Origin of the sequence: Aeromonas sp. QDB68 (genome assembly GCF_027707405.1) — a bacterium.
Classification (GTDB): domain Bacteria; phylum Pseudomonadota; class Gammaproteobacteria; order Enterobacterales; family Aeromonadaceae; genus Aeromonas; species Aeromonas caviae.
This window is the reverse complement of the sequence record NZ_JAPCIQ010000002.1, coordinates 102,216-120,003: the sequence shown is the minus strand read 5'-3', so window position 1 is coordinate 120,003 and position 17,788 is coordinate 102,216. Positions and strand designations below refer to the sequence as shown.

Genomic DNA, 17,788 nt, shown 5'->3' with positions numbered 1-17,788 from the left:
CTCAGTCGGCGGACGGTGCCGGTTTGACCAGGGAGAGGTAGTTGGCGTCCATCTTGAGGAACACCCCCAGCAGGCGGGCACTGGCACCGTAGAAGCCAAACGTGTCGGCGGCCCGGCAGGCCTGCTCGAAGCGCTCGAACCAGCCCAGCAGGTGACCGTGCAGCAGGGACTCCTGCTCGCCAAGCCACGCCTCGCGCTGGTCGGCGGTGGTCGACTCGGCGGCGCGGATGATGAGGCTGCCCATCAGATCCAGCTCGATGGCCAGATGATCGGCAGGCTCATTGTACTTGTCGCTGACATTGATGCCGAGGCGAGCGAGGCGTGCCTGCATCTCGGTCATGGGGGCCTGCATCAGCTGCTTGCCTTCGCCCCGGTAGAGGGATTCGTAGGGCAGGGCACCCTGCTCGGGAGCGCTCAGGAACAGGCCGGCGAAGTCGGCGGCCAGGGCCGTCTGGCGCTCGGGGCGCACCAGCAATCGGGCGATGGCGTCGTTGAGCTCAGCCACGGCTTCGCGCATGGGATCGAGAGTGGAGAGGCTCTTCAAGAAGCTGCGCACGTCATAGGTGTCGTATTCAGCGATCTGTGCATCACTGAGTTCGGCAGCAAACAGGGTGGAAAACCACCAGTAAAGCTCGGCCCGGCGTTCGCTGGTCGCCATGAATTCCTGCATTTTTCCTCCGTGGATGACAATCGGGAGCCTTGATGGCCCCCGATTCTAACGACTTTAAAAATAAAGGAAACTCATGGGGCCTTTTGGCCGGATAGCGCCAGGCGAGGGGGTCGCATTCGCGGGATCACCGTGGGCGACGAGGAGGCCGACCTACTCCTCGACGCGATAGAGCACCTGCTTGCAACGGGGGCAGATGTGCTGGCGGCGGTAATCCATCTGGTGCACCAGGCCGACCTCCCGCTGCTGATGATGACCGCAATGGATGCAGAAAATGAGATCCCCGTCGGCGGCGCCGGGATGGGCCGCCAGGTACTGCTCCCGTGTGGGAAGTGTCTCCCAGTTGGCGGTGCAGGCACCCTTGCGGCTGGCGGTGTAGTAGACCCAGTAGAAGAGAGCGAAGACCGCGACAATCACGAACAGCATCAGATGATCCATCATGGCGTTTCCCCTTGTGTTCCGGGATGGCAGGGAGCGACACCCGCTCGTGCAGATGTCCCATGGCCTAAAGATGTTATCTGTTAGTAAATGCTATATCCATGATCTGGCTCTGGTTTTCATCGCCTTGCCCGGGAAGCGGGGACGATGGCTGGAGCCGGATTGCTGGTGTGGGGAGGCCGGGGGGATGAGCGAAGCCAGGGGGCGGGATTCGAAATTTGCGACGTATTTTACATTTTATAAACAATTTTTTGGGTGGTTGGACTGTCTCTTTGATCCAGCTCACGTTACAATGCGCGGGCCCACTTCACCTATCGCGCAAACGATTTTCAGGAGATAAACGGATGTTGAAACGTGACATGACCATCGCCGGCTATGATCCAGAGCTGTGGCAGGCCATCACAGACGAGACCCGTCGTCAGGAAGAGCACATCGAGCTGATTGCGTCCGAGAACTACACCAGCCCCCGCGTCATGGAAGCCCAGGGCTCCCAGTTGACCAACAAGTACGCCGAAGGCTACCCGGCCAAGCGTTACTACGGCGGTTGCGAGTATGTGGATGTGGTTGAAACCCTGGCCATCGAGCGCGCCAAAGAGCTGTTCGGTGCCACCTACGCCAACGTGCAGCCGCACTCCGGCTCTCAGGCCAACAGCGCCGTCTACATGGCCCTGCTGCAACCGGGCGACACCGTGCTCGGCATGAACCTGGCCCACGGCGGTCACCTGACCCACGGCTCCCCCGTCAACTTCTCCGGCAAGCTGTACAACATCATCCCCTACGGCATCGACGAGTCCGGCAAGATCGACTACGACGAGATGGAGCGCCTGGCCGTTGAGCACAAGCCGAAGATGATGATCGGCGGCTTCTCCGCCTACTCCGGCATCGTCGACTGGGCCCGCATGCGCGAAATCGCCGACAAGATCGGTGCTTACCTGTTCGTGGACATGGCCCACGTGGCCGGTCTGATTGCCGCCGGCGTCTACCCGAACCCGGTGCCCCACGCTCACGTGGTCACCTCCACCACCCACAAGACCCTGGCCGGTCCGCGCGGTGGTCTGATCCTCTCCGCCGCCGACGACGAAGATCTGTACAAGAAGCTGAACTCCGCCGTCTTCCCGGGTGGTCAGGGCGGCCCGCTGATGCACGTCATCGCCGGCAAGGCCGTGGCCTTCAAGGAAGCGCTGGAGCCCGAGTTCAAGACCTACCAGGCCCAGGTCGTGAAGAACGCCAAGGCCATGGCGGCGACCTTTATCGAGCGCGGCTACAAGATCGTCTCCGGCGGTACCGACAACCATCTGATGCTGGTTGACCTGATCGGTCGCGAGCTGACCGGCAAAGATGCTGACGCAGCCCTCGGCAAAGCCAACATCACCGTCAACAAGAACTCCGTACCGAACGACCCGCGTTCCCCGTTCGTGACCTCCGGCGTGCGTATCGGCACCCCGGCCATTACCCGCCGCGGCTTCAAGGAAGCCGAGTCCATTCAGTTGGCCAACTGGATCTGCGACGTGCTGGACAGCCACGACAATGAAGAAGTGCTGGCGACTGTGCGCGAGAAGGTGCTGGACATCTGCCGCCGCTTCCCGGTCTACGCATAATCAGCCTGACCTTCAGGTTGAAGACCAATGCCACCCTCGGGTGGCATTGTTTTTTGCAGCGTCTGGCAAGATGAGACAGAGGTGATCATGTGCGATGACATGGAAGAGGACGTGCTGGAGGCGTCACTGCGGCAGACGGTTCGCGCCCTGTACCACTTTCGCGCCAGCGAACAGGGACTGCTGGCCTGGGATGTGCGCCGCTTGATCCGGCTGAGCCGCAACCTGCCGGTGCAGGCGGTGGCACTCGGCGAGATTGCCGAGCTTGACCGCGACCACTGGTACGGCCATGGCGACGCCACGCCCACGGTGCGCAGCGTGGTGGCGCATTGCCAGCTCATGATGGCGGCGGATCTCGCCTATCCCATCCTGCTGGACAGCGCCGGTCGGGTGATGGATGGCATGCACCGGGTGGGCAAGGCGCTGATGCTGGGTCACAGCCATGTGGCTGCTCGCCGGTTCGCGGCGGATCCTGCCCCCGATTACCAGGATTGCGACCCCGAGGCGTTGCCCTATGACGACTGAGTCCTGCCCGAAGGTCTGGCTGGTTGTCCCTTGTTTTCATGGGCTTTTACCGGTTCTGGATGGCCGTGTTACACTGGCCGGCCTAGCGCCAGCCCCCGGGGCCCGCGCCCATTTTCATCCACGCCGGAGGTCAGATGCATTGCCCTTTCTGTAGTGCCGTTGATACCAAGGTGATCGATTCCCGTCTGGTGGCCGAGGGCCATCAGGTGCGCCGCCGTCGCGAATGCCTGCTCTGTCACGAGCGTTTTACCACCTTCGAAATGGCCGAACTGGTCATGCCCCGCGTCATCAAGTCCAACGGCTCCCGCGAGCCCTTCAACGAAGACAAACTGCGGGCCGGCATTCTGCGGGCGCTGGAGAAGCGGCCGGTGAGCATGGAGGCCATCGAGAAGGCGGTCAACCACATCAAGTCCCGCCTGCGGGCCACCGGTGAGCGGGAGGTGGCCTCCCAATTGGTGGGCAATCTGGTGATGGATGAGCTCAAGAGCCTGGACAAGGTGGCCTACATCCGCTTTGCCTCCGTCTACCGCAGCTTTGAAGACATTCGCGAATTCGGGGAAGAGATCGCCAAGCTGGAGAAGTAACGCCGGCCTGCGGCTCCCTATGTGAATAAGAGAGGGCCTGCCGTTGCGGCAGCGCCAGTTGTCACACCAGTGAGACATCTAGATAGCGCATCGTTGCACTGGTGAAAAAGTATGAGGGCGTGCGGCCGCATCCTGCGATGTGTGTGCCCGTCGCCATGGCGTCAGATGCCATGGCCGATCTGCCCGAGAAGGCGTGCGGCAAGCGCGTACACCCTATTTTCTTGTCCCATCGGATGGCCGTGCCACCGGGGACAGGTTGCTGGACACAGGAGCCCGGATGTTTAGTCAAGACGATTACCAATGGATGAGCCGGGCCCTCGAACTGGCCCGGCGCGGCCGTTACACCACGGCCCCCAACCCCTGCGTCGGCGCCGTGCTGGTGAAGGCCGGCGTGGTGGTGGGGGAGGGCTGGCACAAGCGGGCCGGTGAGCCCCATGCCGAGGTCTATGCTCTGCACGCGGCAGGGGAAGAGGCCCGCGGTGCCACCGCCTATGTGACCCTGGAGCCCTGCTCCCATCATGGTCGCACGCCGCCCTGCGCCGAGGCGCTCATCAAGGCCGGGGTGACCCGGGTGGTCGCCGCCATGGTGGATCCCAATCCCCAGGTGGGCGGGCGTGGCCTGCGGATGCTCTCTGAGGCGGGGATCAAGACCGATTTCGGCCTGCTGGCCGCAGAAGCCGAGGCCCTCAATCCCGGTTTCTTCAAGCGGATGCGCACCGCGTTTCCGCTGGTGACGGTCAAGCTGGGGGCGAGCCTGGATGGTCGCACCGCCATGGCGAGTGGCGAGAGCCAGTGGATCACCTCTGCGGAGGCGCGCCGGGACGTGCAGCGGCTGCGGGCCCGTCACGATGCGGTCCTCTCCAGCGCCGAGACCGTGCTGGCAGATGGCGCCTCCCTCACCGTGCGCTGGGACGAGCTGCCCCCCTCGGTCAAGGCGGTCTATCCCAAAGAGACCCTGCGCCAGCCACTGCGGGTCATCGTGGATTCGCAAAACCGGCTCACCCCGGATCTGCCCCTGTTCCAGAGCGAGAGCCCGGTATTGCTGGCCCGCCACAAGGCATCCGGTGAGTGGCCCGCCTGGGTGCAGCAGCTGGAGGTGCCGCTGCTGGATGGCAAGCTGGATCTGGTCAGCCTCTTCATGCTGCTGGCCAAACAGAACGTCAACTCGGTACTGGTGGAGGCGGGGCCGCGGCTGTGCGGCGCCCTGCTGGAGAAGGGGCTGGTGGACGAGCTGGTGCTCTATCAGGCGCCCAAACTGATGGGGGATGAGGGGCGCGGCCTGTTCCATCTGCCGGGGCTGACCCGGCTGTTCCAGGCTCCCAAACTCAACCTCAAGGATGTGCGCATGCTTGGCCAGGATATTCGCATCACTGCGAAAATAGCCTGATTTTTCAATGTTCACGGGGGCATCCATCGCCCCCGTCATCAGCAAGGTGATCTGCATGTTTACCGGAATTATCGAAGCGGTGGGAACCCTGGCCGAGCTGCGTCGCCAGGGGGAGGACATGGCCCTCACCGTGCACGCGCCGACCCTGGGCTTCAGTGACGTCAAGCTGGGCGACTCCATCGCCACCAACGGCGTCTGTCTCACCGTGGTGGCGCTTGGGGATCACAGCTACACCGCCGACGTCTCCCTGGAAACCCTCTCCCGCACCGGTTTTTCTGCCGCCAAGGTGGGGGATCCGGTCAACCTCGAGAAGGCGTTGATGCCCACCTCCCGCCTCGGCGGCCACCTGGTCTCCGGCCACGTGGACGGTATCGGCGAGGTGAAGAGCAAATCGTCCAGCGGCCGCGCCATCGAATACTGGATCAAGGCGCCGGGGGAACTCTCCCGCTACATCGCCGAGAAGGGGTCGATTGCGGTGGATGGCATCAGCCTCACCGTCAACGCCGTGCAGGGGGATCTGTTCCGGCTGACCATCGTGCCCCACACCGCCCAGGAGACCACCATCGCCCGCTGGAAACCCGGCTACCGGGTCAATCTCGAGGTGGACCAGATAGCCCGCTATCTGGAGCGGCTGATGACGGGCAAGCGCGAGCAGAGCAGTGCTTCTACCCTGACCCTGGAGAAGCTGGCCCAGTCCGGATTCTTGTGAGCCGTTTTGACGGGAAAACGCGGTTCTGTGATCCCGCGCGGATTGAAACGGGGCCGCGTGCCCCCATCTAGAGCACAATACGCAGTATCAAGTCGAGCCGACTGGCTCAATCCCCAAGCATGTTGATGGAGTAGCCCATGGCGCTGAGCACGACCCAGGAAATCATTGCCGATATCAAGGCTGGCAAGATGGTGATCCTGATGGATGACGAAGACAGGGAGAACGAAGGGGACCTGATCATGGCCGCCTCCTGTGTCCGCCCGGAAGACATCAACTTCATGGCGCGCTACGGTCGTGGCCTCATCTGCCTGACCCTGACCCGGGATCGCTGCAAGCAGCTGGCGCTGCCGCTGATGGTCGATCGCAACAATGCCCAGTTCTCCACCGCCTTCACCGTCTCCATCGAGGCGGCGGAAGGGGTGACCACCGGCATCTCCGCCGCCGACCGCGCCGTCACCGTGCAGGCCGCGGTGGCGCCCCATGCCAAGGCCGCCGATCTGGTGCAGCCCGGCCACATCTTCCCGCTGATGGCGCAGGATGGCGGTGTGCTGACCCGCGCCGGCCACACCGAAGCGGGCTGCGATCTGGCACGGCTGGCCGGCTTCGAGCCTGCCTCCGTCATCGTCGAGATCCTCAACGAAGACGGCACCATGGCCCGGCGCCCGGATCTCGAGATCTTCGCCGAGGAGCACGGCATCAAGCTCGGCACCATTGCCGACCTTATCGAATACCGCAACCAGCACGAGACCACGGTAGAGAAGGTGGCCGAGTGCAAGTTGCCCACCGAATACGGCGAGTTCGACCTCGTCACCTTCCGCGACACCATCGACAACCAGGTGCACTTCGCCCTGAAGAAAGGGGACGTGAAGGCCGACCAGCCGACCCTGGTACGGGTGCACCTGCACGACGTGCTGAGCGATCTGCTGCTCACCGACCGCCACAGCGCCCGCAGCTGGCCGCTGCCCAAATCCATGGCCCGCATCGCCGACGAGGGCGGGGTGCTGGTGATCCTGGGGGCGGAAGCCCATGGCGCCGAGCTGCTGGCCAGGGTCAAGGGTTTTGAAGCCGCCGACAAGGGGCTGGCACCGGAAGGGGCCAAGTGGCAGGGCACCTCGCGCCGGGTCGGCGTCGGCTCCCAGATCCTCAAGGCGCTGGGGGTCGGCAAGATGCGCTTGTTGAGCTCCCCCAAGAAGTACCATGCCCTCGGTGGCTTTGGTCTGGAAGTGGTGGAGTACGTCGGCGAGTAAGCGCTGCGTACGGTTGAATTCATCACCATGGCCGCCCGTTGCGGCCATGGTTTTTTGTCGCGGCTCTGTTGTGCTAGAATGCGTGCACTTTTGAGCCCGGCCCCTAATTGATTGCACAGAGACAGGATTTCCAATGAAGATTATCGAAGGAAATATCGCCGCTCCCGAGGCGCGTGTTGCTATTGTCGTTGCCCGTTTCAACAGCTTCATCAATGACAGCCTGGTGAACGGCGCGCTGGACGTGCTGAAGCGTCAAGGTCAGGTCCAGGAGAGCAATCTGACCCTGGTGCGCGTACCGGGGGCCGTCGAAATTCCCCTGGCGGCCAAGAAGCTGGCCAAGAGCGGTCAATACGACGCCATCGTCGCACTCGGCACCGTCATCCGCGGCGGTACCTACCACTTCGAACTGGTAGCGAGCGAGAACGGCAAGGGTCTGGCCCAGGTAATGATGGAATACGACATTCCCGTTGCCTTCGGCGTGCTGACCACCGAAAACATTGAACAAGCCATCGAACGCGCCGGTACCAAGGCGGGTAACAAGGGTGCAGAGGCTGCACTGAGCGCGCTCGAAATGATCAACGTCCTGAAACAACTGGACGTGTAACGAGGAGAAATGCATTGAAACCGTCCGAGCGCCGTAAGGCCCGCCATTGCGCCACCCAGGCCATCTACCAGTGGCAGATGACCCAGGCCAACGTGGGCGACATCGAAGAGCAGTTCAAGATCGATCAGGACACCAAGGGTGTGGACCTGAACTATTTCCGCGATCTGCTGTTCGGGGTAGCGGTCCACTGCAACGAGCTGGACAAGGTGTTCGCGCCTTTCCTCTCCCGTCCGCTGGAAGAAGTGGACATGGTGGACAAGGCGATCCTGCGTCTGGCGACCTACGAGCTGACCCGTCGTGAAGATGTGCCGCCGCGCGTGGTGATCAACGAAGCGATCGAGCTGGCCAAAGCCTTCGCCGCCGATGACAGCCACAAGTTTGTCAACGGCGTCCTGGACAAGGTGATCAAGACGCTGCCCAAGCGCTGATCCTGCTGTCCGTCAGCAATTAAGAGAGGAGCCAGCTTATTGCTGGCTTTTTACTGTATGGGTGAATTTGAGCTGATTGAGAAGTACTTCAAGGTCCCCCACGCCCGCAAGGACGTGGTGATGGGCCCTGGAGATGACTGTGCCCTGCTGACCCTGCCCCCCGACGCCCAGTTGGCGGTGAGCACGGACACCCTGGTGAGCGGCGTGCACTTCTTCCCCGACATGGATCCGGTGGATCTCGGCTACAAGGCGCTGGCGGTCAATCTCTCCGATCTGGCCGCCATGGGTGCCGAGCCGCGCTGGGTCTCCCTGGCCCTGACCCTGCCCGCCATCAACGAGCGCTGGGTCGCCGGTTTCGCCGAAGGGTTCCTCGAGCTCGCCGAGTACTACAACGTGGCGCTGGTGGGGGGAGACATGACCCGCGGGCCCCTCTCCATCACCGTCTCGGTGAAAGGATCTGTCCCGGCAGGTCGCGCCCTGATGCGCAGCGGCGCCAAGGCCGGTGACGGGGTCTACGTGACCGGTACCCTGGGAGATGCCGCCCTGGCGCTCTCCCACCTGCTGGGCAAGCGCACCCTCAACGAGAACCAGCTGGCGGCCGTGTTGCCGCGCCTCGACCATCCCCATCCCCGCATCCTGGCCGGTCAGGCCCTGCGCGGGCTGGCCAGCAGCGCCCTGGATCTCTCAGACGGCCTGGCGTCCGATCTCGGCCACATCCTCAAGGCGTCCGGTGTGCGGGCCCAGATCGATCTCAATCTGCTGCCCCTCTCCCCCGTGTTGCAGGATGCGGTGCCGGCCATGGATGCCTGGCAGCTGGCCCTGGCCGGGGGCGACGACTACGAGCTCTGCTTCACCGTGCCCCAGGAGCATCACGGCGCCCTGGACACGGCGCTGGCCAATTGTGGCGTGAAGTTCACCCGCATCGGTCGCATCCTGGCCGGGGAGCCTGGCATCGACTACCTGCAGGACGAACAATCCGTCGAACTGCACCTCAAGGGCTGGGATCACTTCGCATGATGTCTTTCAAGATAAAGCCCGAGCTGACGCGGCTGAACCTTAAAAACCCGCTCCACTTTCTGGCGGTGGGGTTTGGCTCCGGCCTCTCCCCCAAGGCGCCGGGCACCATGGGGACCCTGGCAGCCATCCCGCTCTATCTCTTGGTGAGCGGGCTGCCGACCTCCTGGTTCATCGCCCTGCTGGTGGTGGGTTTCGTGGCGGGCATCCGCATCTGCCAGAGCGCCACCGACGCCATCGGGATGCCGGATCACGGGGCTATCGTCTGGGACGAGGTCATCGGATTCGGGGTCACCATGATTGCGGCCCCGGCCGGCTGGGAGTGGGTGCTGGCGGGCTTCGTGCTGTTTCGCCTGTTCGACGTGCTCAAGCCCTGGCCCATCTCCTGGTTCGATCGCCGCATTCACGGCGGGCTTGGCATCATGCTGGACGATCTCATTGCCGGCCTGTTCGCCCTGGCCTGCATGCAACTGCTTGCCCACTGGTGAGGGGAGGTGGCTCCCGAACGCCCTCTCGCTGTTTTTCACTCCTCTCCTCTTGCAAAGAGGCCGGATATACCGCACACGCATGCCCTGAGGGGCCTGCGTTTTTTTGTATGCAATCCCTCCCGGCTTGCCGTGCCGGCGGGCCTGTGGCCCAGGTTGATCCTTCTGCATTGTCCCTATTTAGCTCTGCCTATTTTTCCTTACTCCGGATATGCTGCCGTCAAAAAATCATTTCACATAAATATTCACTACTCATTCGAGGCTGGCCAGCATAATGCTGATAGTGAATAAGATGGTTTGTTGCTATTTTGTTGAAACATAATTGGTTGATGGTCTCGCATTGCCAGCGTAATCTCTGGTAATGTGACTTTTATCGACATTTTAACCCCAGGGTGTCGGCATTCTCTGGGCAAAGTATTGCGAAATTGTATAACTGGATCATTTACACCCGCGGGCAAACCGACTAACTTACTCGCGGGTTATTCCAAAAAAATGCAAAAAACCCGCCCGGATCGCTGGTTTGGCTGCCTCATGGATTGAGCGTTAATTACACAACAACGGCTCTCGAGCAGTACCAAGGCACAACCAGCATCTGCGGCTGATTTACGGACGAATTATTTGGGACGGATGTCCCCCGCAGAGGTAACCATGTCCTTGCTTGAAGTCAAAAACTTGCGGATCGAGTACCCCTCCCGCTACGGGGTGCTTGCCGCGGTCAAGGATCTCTCTTTTTCTGTTGAAAAGGGCGAGATCGTCGGCGTCGTCGGTGAGTCCGGCGCTGGCAAATCCACTATCGGCAACGCCGTCATCGATCTGTTGAGCCCGCCCGGTCGCATCGCCCGTGGTGACATCTACCTCAACGGCGAGCTCATCTCCGGCAAGAGCCAGAACGAGATGCGGGCCATTCGTGGCTCGCGCATCGGTTTCATCTTCCAGGATCCCATGACCTCCCTCAATCCGCTGTTCACCGTGGAGCAGCAGCTGGTGGAGACCATCCTCGCCAACACCGACCTGTCCCGCGAGGCGGCCTTTGCCAAGGCCCTCGAGCTGATGGGGGCGGTGGGGATCCCGAACCCGGACGTGCGCATCAAGCAGTATCCTCACCAGTTCTCCGGTGGCATGCGCCAGCGGGTGGTGATCGCCATCGCCCTCTCCGGGGATCCCGAGCTCATCATCGCCGATGAGCCGACCACGGCGCTGGACGTCTCCATCCAGGATCAGATCCTCCAGCTCATCCGCAACCTGTGCAAAGAGCGCCAGGTAGGCTGCATGCTGGTGACCCATGACATGGGTGTGGTCTCCAACGTCACCGACAAGGTGGCGGTGATGTACCGCGGCGATCTGGTGGAGTTCGGCACCACCGAACAGGTGCTGGGCCGCCCCAATCACCCCTATACCCGCAGCCTCATCTCGGCGGTGCCCCGCTCGGATGTGAAGCTGGTGCGCTTCCCCCTGGTCTCCTATATCGAGGATGCCGGTGCGGCGGATACCAGCATCGATCTCAAGACCCACTGGCTCGGCCAGAGTCAGGACGAGCGCACCTATGAAGGTGCGCTGCTGCGGGTGGAGAACGTGGATCTGAAGTTCGTCACCAAGGATTCCATCTTCCCGAGCCGCCGCCAGTACGTGCGCGCCTGCAACAACATCAGCTTCGAAATCTTCGAGGGTGAGACCTTCGGCCTGGTGGGGGAGTCGGGCTCCGGCAAATCCACCATCGCCCGTGCCATCACCGGGCTCTATCCGCCTGATACCGGCAAGATTGTCTTCGAGGGGATCGATCTCACCGCCCTGAAAGGGGAGCACGAGCGTCGCCCCCTGCGCCGCCAGATGCAGATGGTGTTCCAGAACCCGTACTCTTCGATGAACCCGCGCATGAAGGTGCGTGACATCATCGCCGAGCCGATCCGCTTCCACCGCCTCGCCGAGAGCGAGCGGCAGATAGAGCAGATCGTCGGGGACCTGCTGGATCACGTGGGCCTGGGCCGCGGCGCCGGGGTCAAGTATCCCCACGAGTTCTCCGGTGGCCAGCGCCAGCGCATCTCCATTGCCCGCGCCCTGGCGACCCGCCCGCGCTTCCTCATCTGCGACGAGCCCACCTCGGCGCTGGATGTCTCGGTGCAGGCCCAGATCCTCAACCTGCTCAAAGACTTGCAACAGGAGCTTGGGCTCACCATGCTGTTCATCAGTCACGATCTGCCGGTCATCCGTCAGATGTGCGACCGCATCGGTGTGATGCAGCACGGTCATCTGGTGGAAGTGGCCGAGACCGAGAAACTGTTCACCAATGCCGAGCATGAGTACAGCCGCAAGCTGATCTCCCTCATGCCGGAATTCAAGGGAATGTCCCGCGAGGGGCTGGAAATCGCAAGCTAGGAAAGCACCGGTTCGCCGGTTTGTCTGTCAATAAAAAGCCAAAAGCATGGAGAAAGACATGAAGAAAGGATTATCCAAGATCGCCATGGCGCTGTTCGCCGCTGGTCTCGCGTTCAACGTTTCTGCTGCCGACATCAAGGTCGCCGTCGCGTCCGACGCCACCTCTCTGGACCCGCAGGAGCAGCTCTCCGGTCAGACCCTGGAGATGTCTCACCTGGTGTTCGACCCCCTGATGCGTTACACCCAGGATCTGCAGTTCGAGCCGCGTCTGGCCGAGAAGTATGAGCGCATCGACGACAAGACCGTCCGTTTCCACCTGCGCAAGGGTGTGAAGTTCCACTCCGGCAACGACTTCACCGCCGATGACGTGGTATGGACCGTCAACCGTCTGAAGGCCTCCCCGGACTTCAAGGCGATCTTCGACCCCATCGCCGAAGCCAAGAAGGTGGATGATTTCACCGTGGATCTCGTCACCGCCAAGCCGTTCCCGCTGGTGCTGCAGACCGTCACCTACATCTTCCCGATGGACTCCAAGTTCTATAGCGGCAAGACCGAGGCGGGCAAGGACAAGGCCGAGATCGTGAAGAACGGTGACTCCTTCGCCTCCACCAATGTCTCCGGTACCGGTCCGTTCAGCGTCAAGTTCCGCGAGCAGGGCGTGAAGCTGGAATACGTGCGCAACGCCAACTACTGGGACAAGGCCTCCAAGGGCAACGTCGAAAACCTGACCGTGGTACCGATCAAGGAAGACGCCACCCGTGTTGCAGCCCTGCTGGGCGGCGACGTGGACATGATCTACCCGGTTGCCCCGAACGATCTGGAGCGCGTGAAGAACGGCAAGGATTCCCAGCTGGTCACCCTGTCCGGTACCCGTGCCATCATCATCGAGCTGAACCAGAACACCAACCCGGCGCTGAAAGACAAGCGCGTGCGTCAGGCGATCAACTACGCCATCAACCAGGTGGGCATCGTCGACAAGATCAACAAGGGCTTCGGTACCCCGGCCGGCCAGCTGAGCCCGAAAGGCTACGCAGGCTACAACGAGGCGCTCAAGCCCCAGTATGATCTGGCCAAGGCCAAGGAGCTGATGAAGGAAGCCGGTTACGAGAAGGGCTTCAAGATGAGCTTCATCTCCCCGGCTGCCCGCTACGTCAACGACGTCAAGATTGCCCAGGCCGTCTCCGCCATGCTGTCCAAGATCAACATCAAGGTGGATCTGAAGACCATGCCGGTGGCCCAGTACTGGCCGGAGTTTGACAAGTGCGCCGCTGACATGCAGCTGATCGGCTGGCACTCCGACACCGAAGACAGTGCGAACTTCTTCGAGTTCCTGACCTTCACCAAGGATGCCAAGACCGGCATGGGTCAGTACAACTGCGGCGGTTATGCCAACGCAGAAGCTGACAAGATGGTGATGGAAGCCAACACCGAGACCGATCCTGCCAAGCGTGCCGCCATCCTGCAGAAGGTGGAAGCCATGCTGATCGACGACGCTGCCTATGTGCCGCTGCACTGGGAAGACCTGGCCTACGGTGCCAAGAAGAACGTCGACATCAAGCCGGTGGTCAACGTGATGAACTTCCCTTATCTGGGTGACCTGGTGGTCAACAAGTAAGCGAAGCGTTTAAGGAAGGACCCGGCGGGGCACCCATGGTTGCCCCGCCATTAACAGAAGCCTGTGCCAAGACACAGGCCACGTAGAAGGACAAGCATGTTTACATTCCTGCTGAAACGGTTCTATCAGGCCGTGATAGTGATGTTCGTCATCAGCCTGGTCGCCTTCTCCATCCAGGACAACCTGGGGGATCCGCTGCGCGAGCTGGTGGGACAATCCGTCTCCGAGTCCGTGCGCCAGGAGCTGCGCGACAAGATGGGACTCAATGATCCCTTCCTCGTGAAATACAGCCGCTTCTTGAAGAACGCGGTACACGGGGATCTGGGCACTTCCTATTTCTTCAAGCGACCAGCCCTCGAGGTTATCCTCGACAAGCTGGTGGCTACCCTTGAGCTGGTGTTTGCCGCCGCGCTCATCATCGTCGTGGTCTCCATTCCGCTGGGGGTTTATTCGGCGATAAGACCGCGCAGTTTCCTGACCAAGCTCATCATGGCGGTGAGCAGCATCGGCATCTCGATCCCGGTCTTCCTGACCGCCATCATGCTGATGTACCTCTTCTCCATCCAGCTGGGCTGGCTGCCTGCCTATGGCCGTGGCGAGACTTACAACCTGCTGGGCTGGGAGTCGGGATTCTTCACCTGGGACGGTATCCTGCACCTGGTGCTGCCTGCGGTCTCCCTCTCGTCCATCATGCTGCCGCTGTTCATCCGGCTGGTGCGCTCGGAGATGCTGGAGCAGCTCTCCTCCGAGTACGTCAAGTTTGCCCGTGCCAAGGGGCTGGACAACAACAAGGTCTACTACCAGCACGCCCTGAAGAACACCATGCTGCCGGTCATCACGGTGGGCGGTGTGCAGATCGGGACCATGGTGGCCTACACCATCTTGACCGAGAGCGTGTTCCAGTGGCCGGGGACCGGCTTCCTCTTCCTTGAGGCGATCCACCGGGTCGATACGCCGCTGATCACCGCCTACGTCATCTTCGTGGGCCTGATCTTCGTGGTGACCAATACCCTGGTCGACCTGCTCTACGGGTTGATCAACCCGACCGTCAACCTGACCGCCAAGGGGTAACAGATGACTAATGCTGTAACTGCAAGCCCAAGCCGTTGGGCACGCTTCAAAAATTCCGACATCGTCTACTACTTCCTGCGGGACAAGGTAGCCATGTTCAGCTTTGCGGTGTTTGTGGTCTTCGTGCTGGCGGCCCTGCTGGCACCCTGGATCGCACCGCACAACGTCTATGACCAGACCAGCTTCGATCTGATGGATGCGGAGCTGCCCCCCTCCTGGCTGGAAGGGGGCGAGGCCCGCTTCTGGCTCGGGACCGACAACCAGGGACGCGACATCTGGAGCACCATCCTCTATGGTGCCCGCATCTCGCTGACCATTGGTCTGTTCGCGGTGGGGCTGCAGCTGGTGCTCGGTATCGTCATCGGTCTGATGGCCGGTTACTTTGGTGGTCGCATCGACAACCTGCTGATGCGCTTTGCCGATGTGCAGCTGTCGTTCTCCACCATGATGGTGGCCATCATCATCTCCGCCATCTTCCAGGCGACCTTTGGCTCCGAGTTCTACTCGAAGTTCGCCATCCTGATGCTGGTGGTGATCATCGGTATCGCCGAGTGGCCCCAGTATGCCCGGACGGTGCGCGCCTCCGTGCTGGCGGAGAAGAAGAAGGAGTATGTTGAAGCGGCTCAGGTGATGGGGTTCCGCGCCCCGCGCATCATGTTCCGCCACATTCTGCCGAACTGCCTGTCGCCCATCCTGGTCATCTCCACCGTGCAGGTGGCGAACGCCATCATGAGCGAGGCGGCCCTCTCCTTCCTGGGTCTGGGGATGCCGGTTGATCAACCGTCCCTGGGGTCGCTCATCAGCGTGGGCTTCAACTACATCTTCTCCGGATCCTGGTGGATCACCGCCTTCCCGGGCCTCTGCCTGGTGGTGCTGGTGCTGGTGATCAACCTGCTGGGTGACTGGCTGCGGGATGTGTTCAACCCGAAGATCTACAAGGGCTGATAAACCTTTCCACGAACTGGCTGCGAGGCCGTGATCAAGGTTCATGTGCTGCTCGCTTATGTAGAACCAAGGAGTGCTCATGTATGTCTCGGTTCCTGAGCGGCTTGTAACCTTGTTGACGGCCTTCTCGCGACAGTATCTGAACAGGGTTGGTCTGGCACAGTGAATAACAAAAAAGGGCGCCATCAGGCGCCCTTTTTTATTGCTTGCGATAACCCTTGTCAGGCCTGCAGCCAGCTCTCGATGCGGGTCTGAATGCCCACGCTGTCCAGCCCCAGCAGGGCGTAGATCTCATCCTGGGTGCCCTGCTCGATGAAGCGGTCCGGCAGGCCGAGGTTGAGCACCGGTTTGCACTGCTTGCAGCCCATCAGCAGCTCGTTCACCGCAGAGCCTGCACCGCCCATGATGGCGTTGTCCTCGAGGGTGACGAACTGATCGTGGGAGGCGGCCAGAGAGAGCACCAGCGCCTCGTCCATGGGTTTGACGAAGCGCATGTCCACCAGGGTGGCATCCAGCGCCTCGGCGGCTGCTCTGGCCTGTTGCAGCAGGGTGCCGAACGCCAGGATGGCGGTCCCCTTGCCCTCGCGAACGACGCGTCCCTTGCCGAGGGGCAGGGCCTGCATCTCGCTCTCGGCCTGGATACCGGTGCCGCTGCCACGGGGGTAGCGCACCGCCACTGGCCCGTTGCACAGATAGCCGGTGTAGAGCATCTGGCGGCACTCGTTCTCGTCGGACGGGGTCATCACCACCATGTTGGGCACGGTGCGCAGGAAGCTGATGTCGAACGCCCCCTGATGGGTCGGGCCGTCGGCCCCCACCAGACCGGCCCGGTCGATGGCGAAGAGCACCGGCAGGTTCTGCAGCGCCACGTCGTGGATCAGCTGGTCATAGGCCCGTTGCAGGAAGCTCGAATAGATGGCGACCACGGGTTTCTGGTCGGCGATGGCGAGACCGGCGGCGAAGGTGACCGCATGTTGCTCGGCGATGGCCACGTCGAAGTAGCGATCCGGATATTGCTGGCTGAATTTCACCAGACCGGAGCCTTCGCGCATGGCGGGAGTGATGCCGACCACGCGCTCGTCCTTGGCGGCGATATCGCACAGCCACTGACCGAAGATGGCGGAGAAGGTGGGTTTGCCACCGGCACTCTTGGGCAGGGCACAGTCATCCGGGTTGAATTTGGGGACGGCGTGATAGCCGATGGGATCTTTTTCCGCCGGCTCGTAGCCCTTGCCCTTTTTGGTCTTGACGTGCAGCAGCTGGGGACCCTTGAGGTTGCGCATGTTGCGCAGGGTTTCGACCAGGGCATGGATGTCGTGACCGTCGATGGGGCCGATGTAGTTGAAGCCGAACTCCTCGAACAGAGTGCCGGGTACCACCATGCCCTTGAGGTGCTCCTCGGCCCGCTTGGCGAGCTCCTTGACCGGCGGCAGACCCGCCAGCACCTTCTTGCCCCCCTCGCGAATGGTGGTGTAGAGCTTGCCGGACATCAGCCTGGCGAGGTGATTGTTCAGGGCCCCCACGTTCTCGGAGATGGACATCTCGTTGTCATTGAGCACCACCAGCATGTCCTTGTGGACGTCGCCGGCGTGATTGAGGGCCTCGAAGGCCATGCCGGCGGTGATGGCGCCATCACCGATGACCGCGACCACCTTGCGGCCAAGCCCTTCGCTCTCGGCCGCCACCGCCATGCCGAGCGCTGCCCCGATGGAGGTGCTGGAGTGGCCCACGCTGAGCACGTCGTACTCGCTCTCTTCCCGCCAGGGGAAGGGGTGCAGGCCATCTTTCTGGCGAATGGTGTGAATGCGCTCCCGTCGTCCGGTCAGGATCTTGTGGGGATAGGCCTGGTGGCCTACGTCCCACACCAGCCGATCGAAGGGGGTGTTGTAGACATAGTGCAGGGCGACCGTCAGCTCGACGGTGCCAAGGCCGGAGGCGAAGTGGCCGCTGGAGCGGCTCACCGAGCGCAGCAGATACTCGCGCAGCTCGTTGCACACCACGGGCAGCCGCTCGAAGGGGAGGGATCGCAAATCGACCGGCGTGTCCGCGAGGGCCAGGTTGGGGAAATCGCTAATATCAACGCTCATATTGTTACTGTTAT

Annotated in this window: 17 protein-coding genes; 14 read left to right on the top strand and 3 right to left on the bottom strand. The window is 61.9% G+C overall.

Annotated elements, in window-relative coordinates; all coding sequences use genetic code 11:
• Position 1: 1 nt before the first annotated feature.
• On the bottom strand, positions 2–670 hold the full coding sequence (gene torD, locus PG892_RS01260; RefSeq protein WP_270825083.1) for a molecular chaperone TorD: 669 nt from the start codon (positions 668–670) through the stop codon (positions 2–4).
• 150 nt (positions 671–820) lie between these two features.
• Entirely contained in the window at positions 821–1,108 is a 288-nt protein-coding gene (locus tag PG892_RS01255) for a hypothetical protein (RefSeq protein ID WP_010675399.1), read from the bottom strand.
• A gap of 341 nt (positions 1,109–1,449) precedes the next feature.
• Between PG892_RS01255 and glyA the strand changes: the two genes are divergently transcribed.
• The 14 genes from glyA to PG892_RS01185 all read left to right on the top strand — a co-directional run bounded on the left by glyA (position 1,450) and on the right by PG892_RS01185 (position 15,687).
• Positions 1,450–2,703: a serine hydroxymethyltransferase gene (gene glyA / locus PG892_RS01250; RefSeq protein WP_010675397.1), complete on the top strand. Its 1,254-nt coding sequence runs from the start codon at positions 1,450–1,452 to the stop codon at positions 2,701–2,703.
• Positions 2,704–2,790: 87 nt separating this feature from the next.
• Entirely contained in the window at positions 2,791–3,225 is a 435-nt protein-coding gene (locus tag PG892_RS01245) for a hypothetical protein (protein ID WP_010675396.1), read from the top strand.
• Positions 3,226–3,359: 134 nt separating this feature from the next.
• Positions 3,360–3,809 carry a transcriptional regulator NrdR gene (nrdR, locus tag PG892_RS01240; protein ID WP_010675395.1) on the top strand — a complete coding sequence of 150 codons (450 nt, stop codon included), beginning with the start codon at positions 3,360–3,362 and terminating at the stop codon, positions 3,807–3,809.
• A gap of 277 nt (positions 3,810–4,086) precedes the next feature.
• Positions 4,087–5,196: a bifunctional diaminohydroxyphosphoribosylaminopyrimidine deaminase/5-amino-6-(5-phosphoribosylamino)uracil reductase RibD gene (ribD, locus tag PG892_RS01235; protein WP_010675394.1), complete on the top strand. Its 1,110-nt coding sequence runs from the start codon at positions 4,087–4,089 to the stop codon at positions 5,194–5,196.
• A gap of 55 nt (positions 5,197–5,251) precedes the next feature.
• A complete protein-coding gene (locus PG892_RS01230; RefSeq protein WP_010675393.1) occupies positions 5,252–5,905 on the top strand; it encodes a riboflavin synthase in 654 nt (217 codons plus the stop codon).
• 137 nt (positions 5,906–6,042) lie between these two features.
• Entirely contained in the window at positions 6,043–7,152 is a 1,110-nt protein-coding gene (ribBA, locus tag PG892_RS01225; protein WP_010675392.1) for a bifunctional 3,4-dihydroxy-2-butanone-4-phosphate synthase/GTP cyclohydrolase II, read from the top strand.
• Positions 7,153–7,285: 133 nt separating this feature from the next.
• Complete coding sequence (gene ribH, locus PG892_RS01220; RefSeq protein ID WP_010675391.1) at positions 7,286–7,756, top strand: 6,7-dimethyl-8-ribityllumazine synthase; 471 nt, start codon at positions 7,286–7,288, stop codon at positions 7,754–7,756.
• Positions 7,757–7,770: 14 nt separating this feature from the next.
• Positions 7,771–8,184 carry a transcription antitermination factor NusB gene (gene nusB / locus PG892_RS01215; RefSeq protein ID WP_010675390.1) on the top strand — a complete coding sequence of 138 codons (414 nt, stop codon included), beginning with the start codon at positions 7,771–7,773 and terminating at the stop codon, positions 8,182–8,184.
• Positions 8,185–8,241: 57 nt separating this feature from the next.
• Positions 8,242–9,201, top strand: coding sequence for a thiamine-phosphate kinase (thiL, locus tag PG892_RS01210; RefSeq protein WP_029314772.1), 960 nt, complete (start codon positions 8,242–8,244; stop codon positions 9,199–9,201).
• Positions 9,198–9,686: a phosphatidylglycerophosphatase A family protein gene (locus tag PG892_RS01205; RefSeq protein WP_010675388.1), complete on the top strand. Its 489-nt coding sequence runs from the start codon at positions 9,198–9,200 to the stop codon at positions 9,684–9,686. Before thiL ends, PG892_RS01205 begins: the two co-directional genes overlap by 4 nt.
• Before the next feature lie 645 nt (positions 9,687–10,331).
• Positions 10,332–12,056 (top strand): dipeptide ABC transporter ATP-binding protein, encoded by a 1,725-nt coding sequence (locus tag PG892_RS01200; RefSeq protein WP_010675387.1) that lies wholly within the window; start codon positions 10,332–10,334, stop codon positions 12,054–12,056.
• A 58-nt stretch (positions 12,057–12,114) separates the two neighbouring features.
• Entirely contained in the window at positions 12,115–13,671 is a 1,557-nt protein-coding gene (locus PG892_RS01195; RefSeq protein ID WP_010675386.1) for an ABC transporter substrate-binding protein, read from the top strand.
• Positions 13,672–13,767: 96 nt separating this feature from the next.
• Entirely contained in the window at positions 13,768–14,742 is a 975-nt protein-coding gene (locus PG892_RS01190; protein WP_010675385.1) for an ABC transporter permease, read from the top strand.
• A 3-nt stretch (positions 14,743–14,745) separates the two neighbouring features.
• Positions 14,746–15,687, top strand: coding sequence for an ABC transporter permease (locus PG892_RS01185; RefSeq protein WP_029314771.1), 942 nt, complete (start codon positions 14,746–14,748; stop codon positions 15,685–15,687).
• Positions 15,688–15,908: 221 nt separating this feature from the next.
• Here the strand turns inward: PG892_RS01185 and dxs are convergent, their stop codons facing one another.
• Complete coding sequence (dxs, locus tag PG892_RS01180) at positions 15,909–17,774, bottom strand: 1-deoxy-D-xylulose-5-phosphate synthase (RefSeq protein WP_010675383.1); 1,866 nt, start codon at positions 17,772–17,774, stop codon at positions 15,909–15,911.
• Positions 17,775–17,788 lie beyond the last annotated feature (14 nt).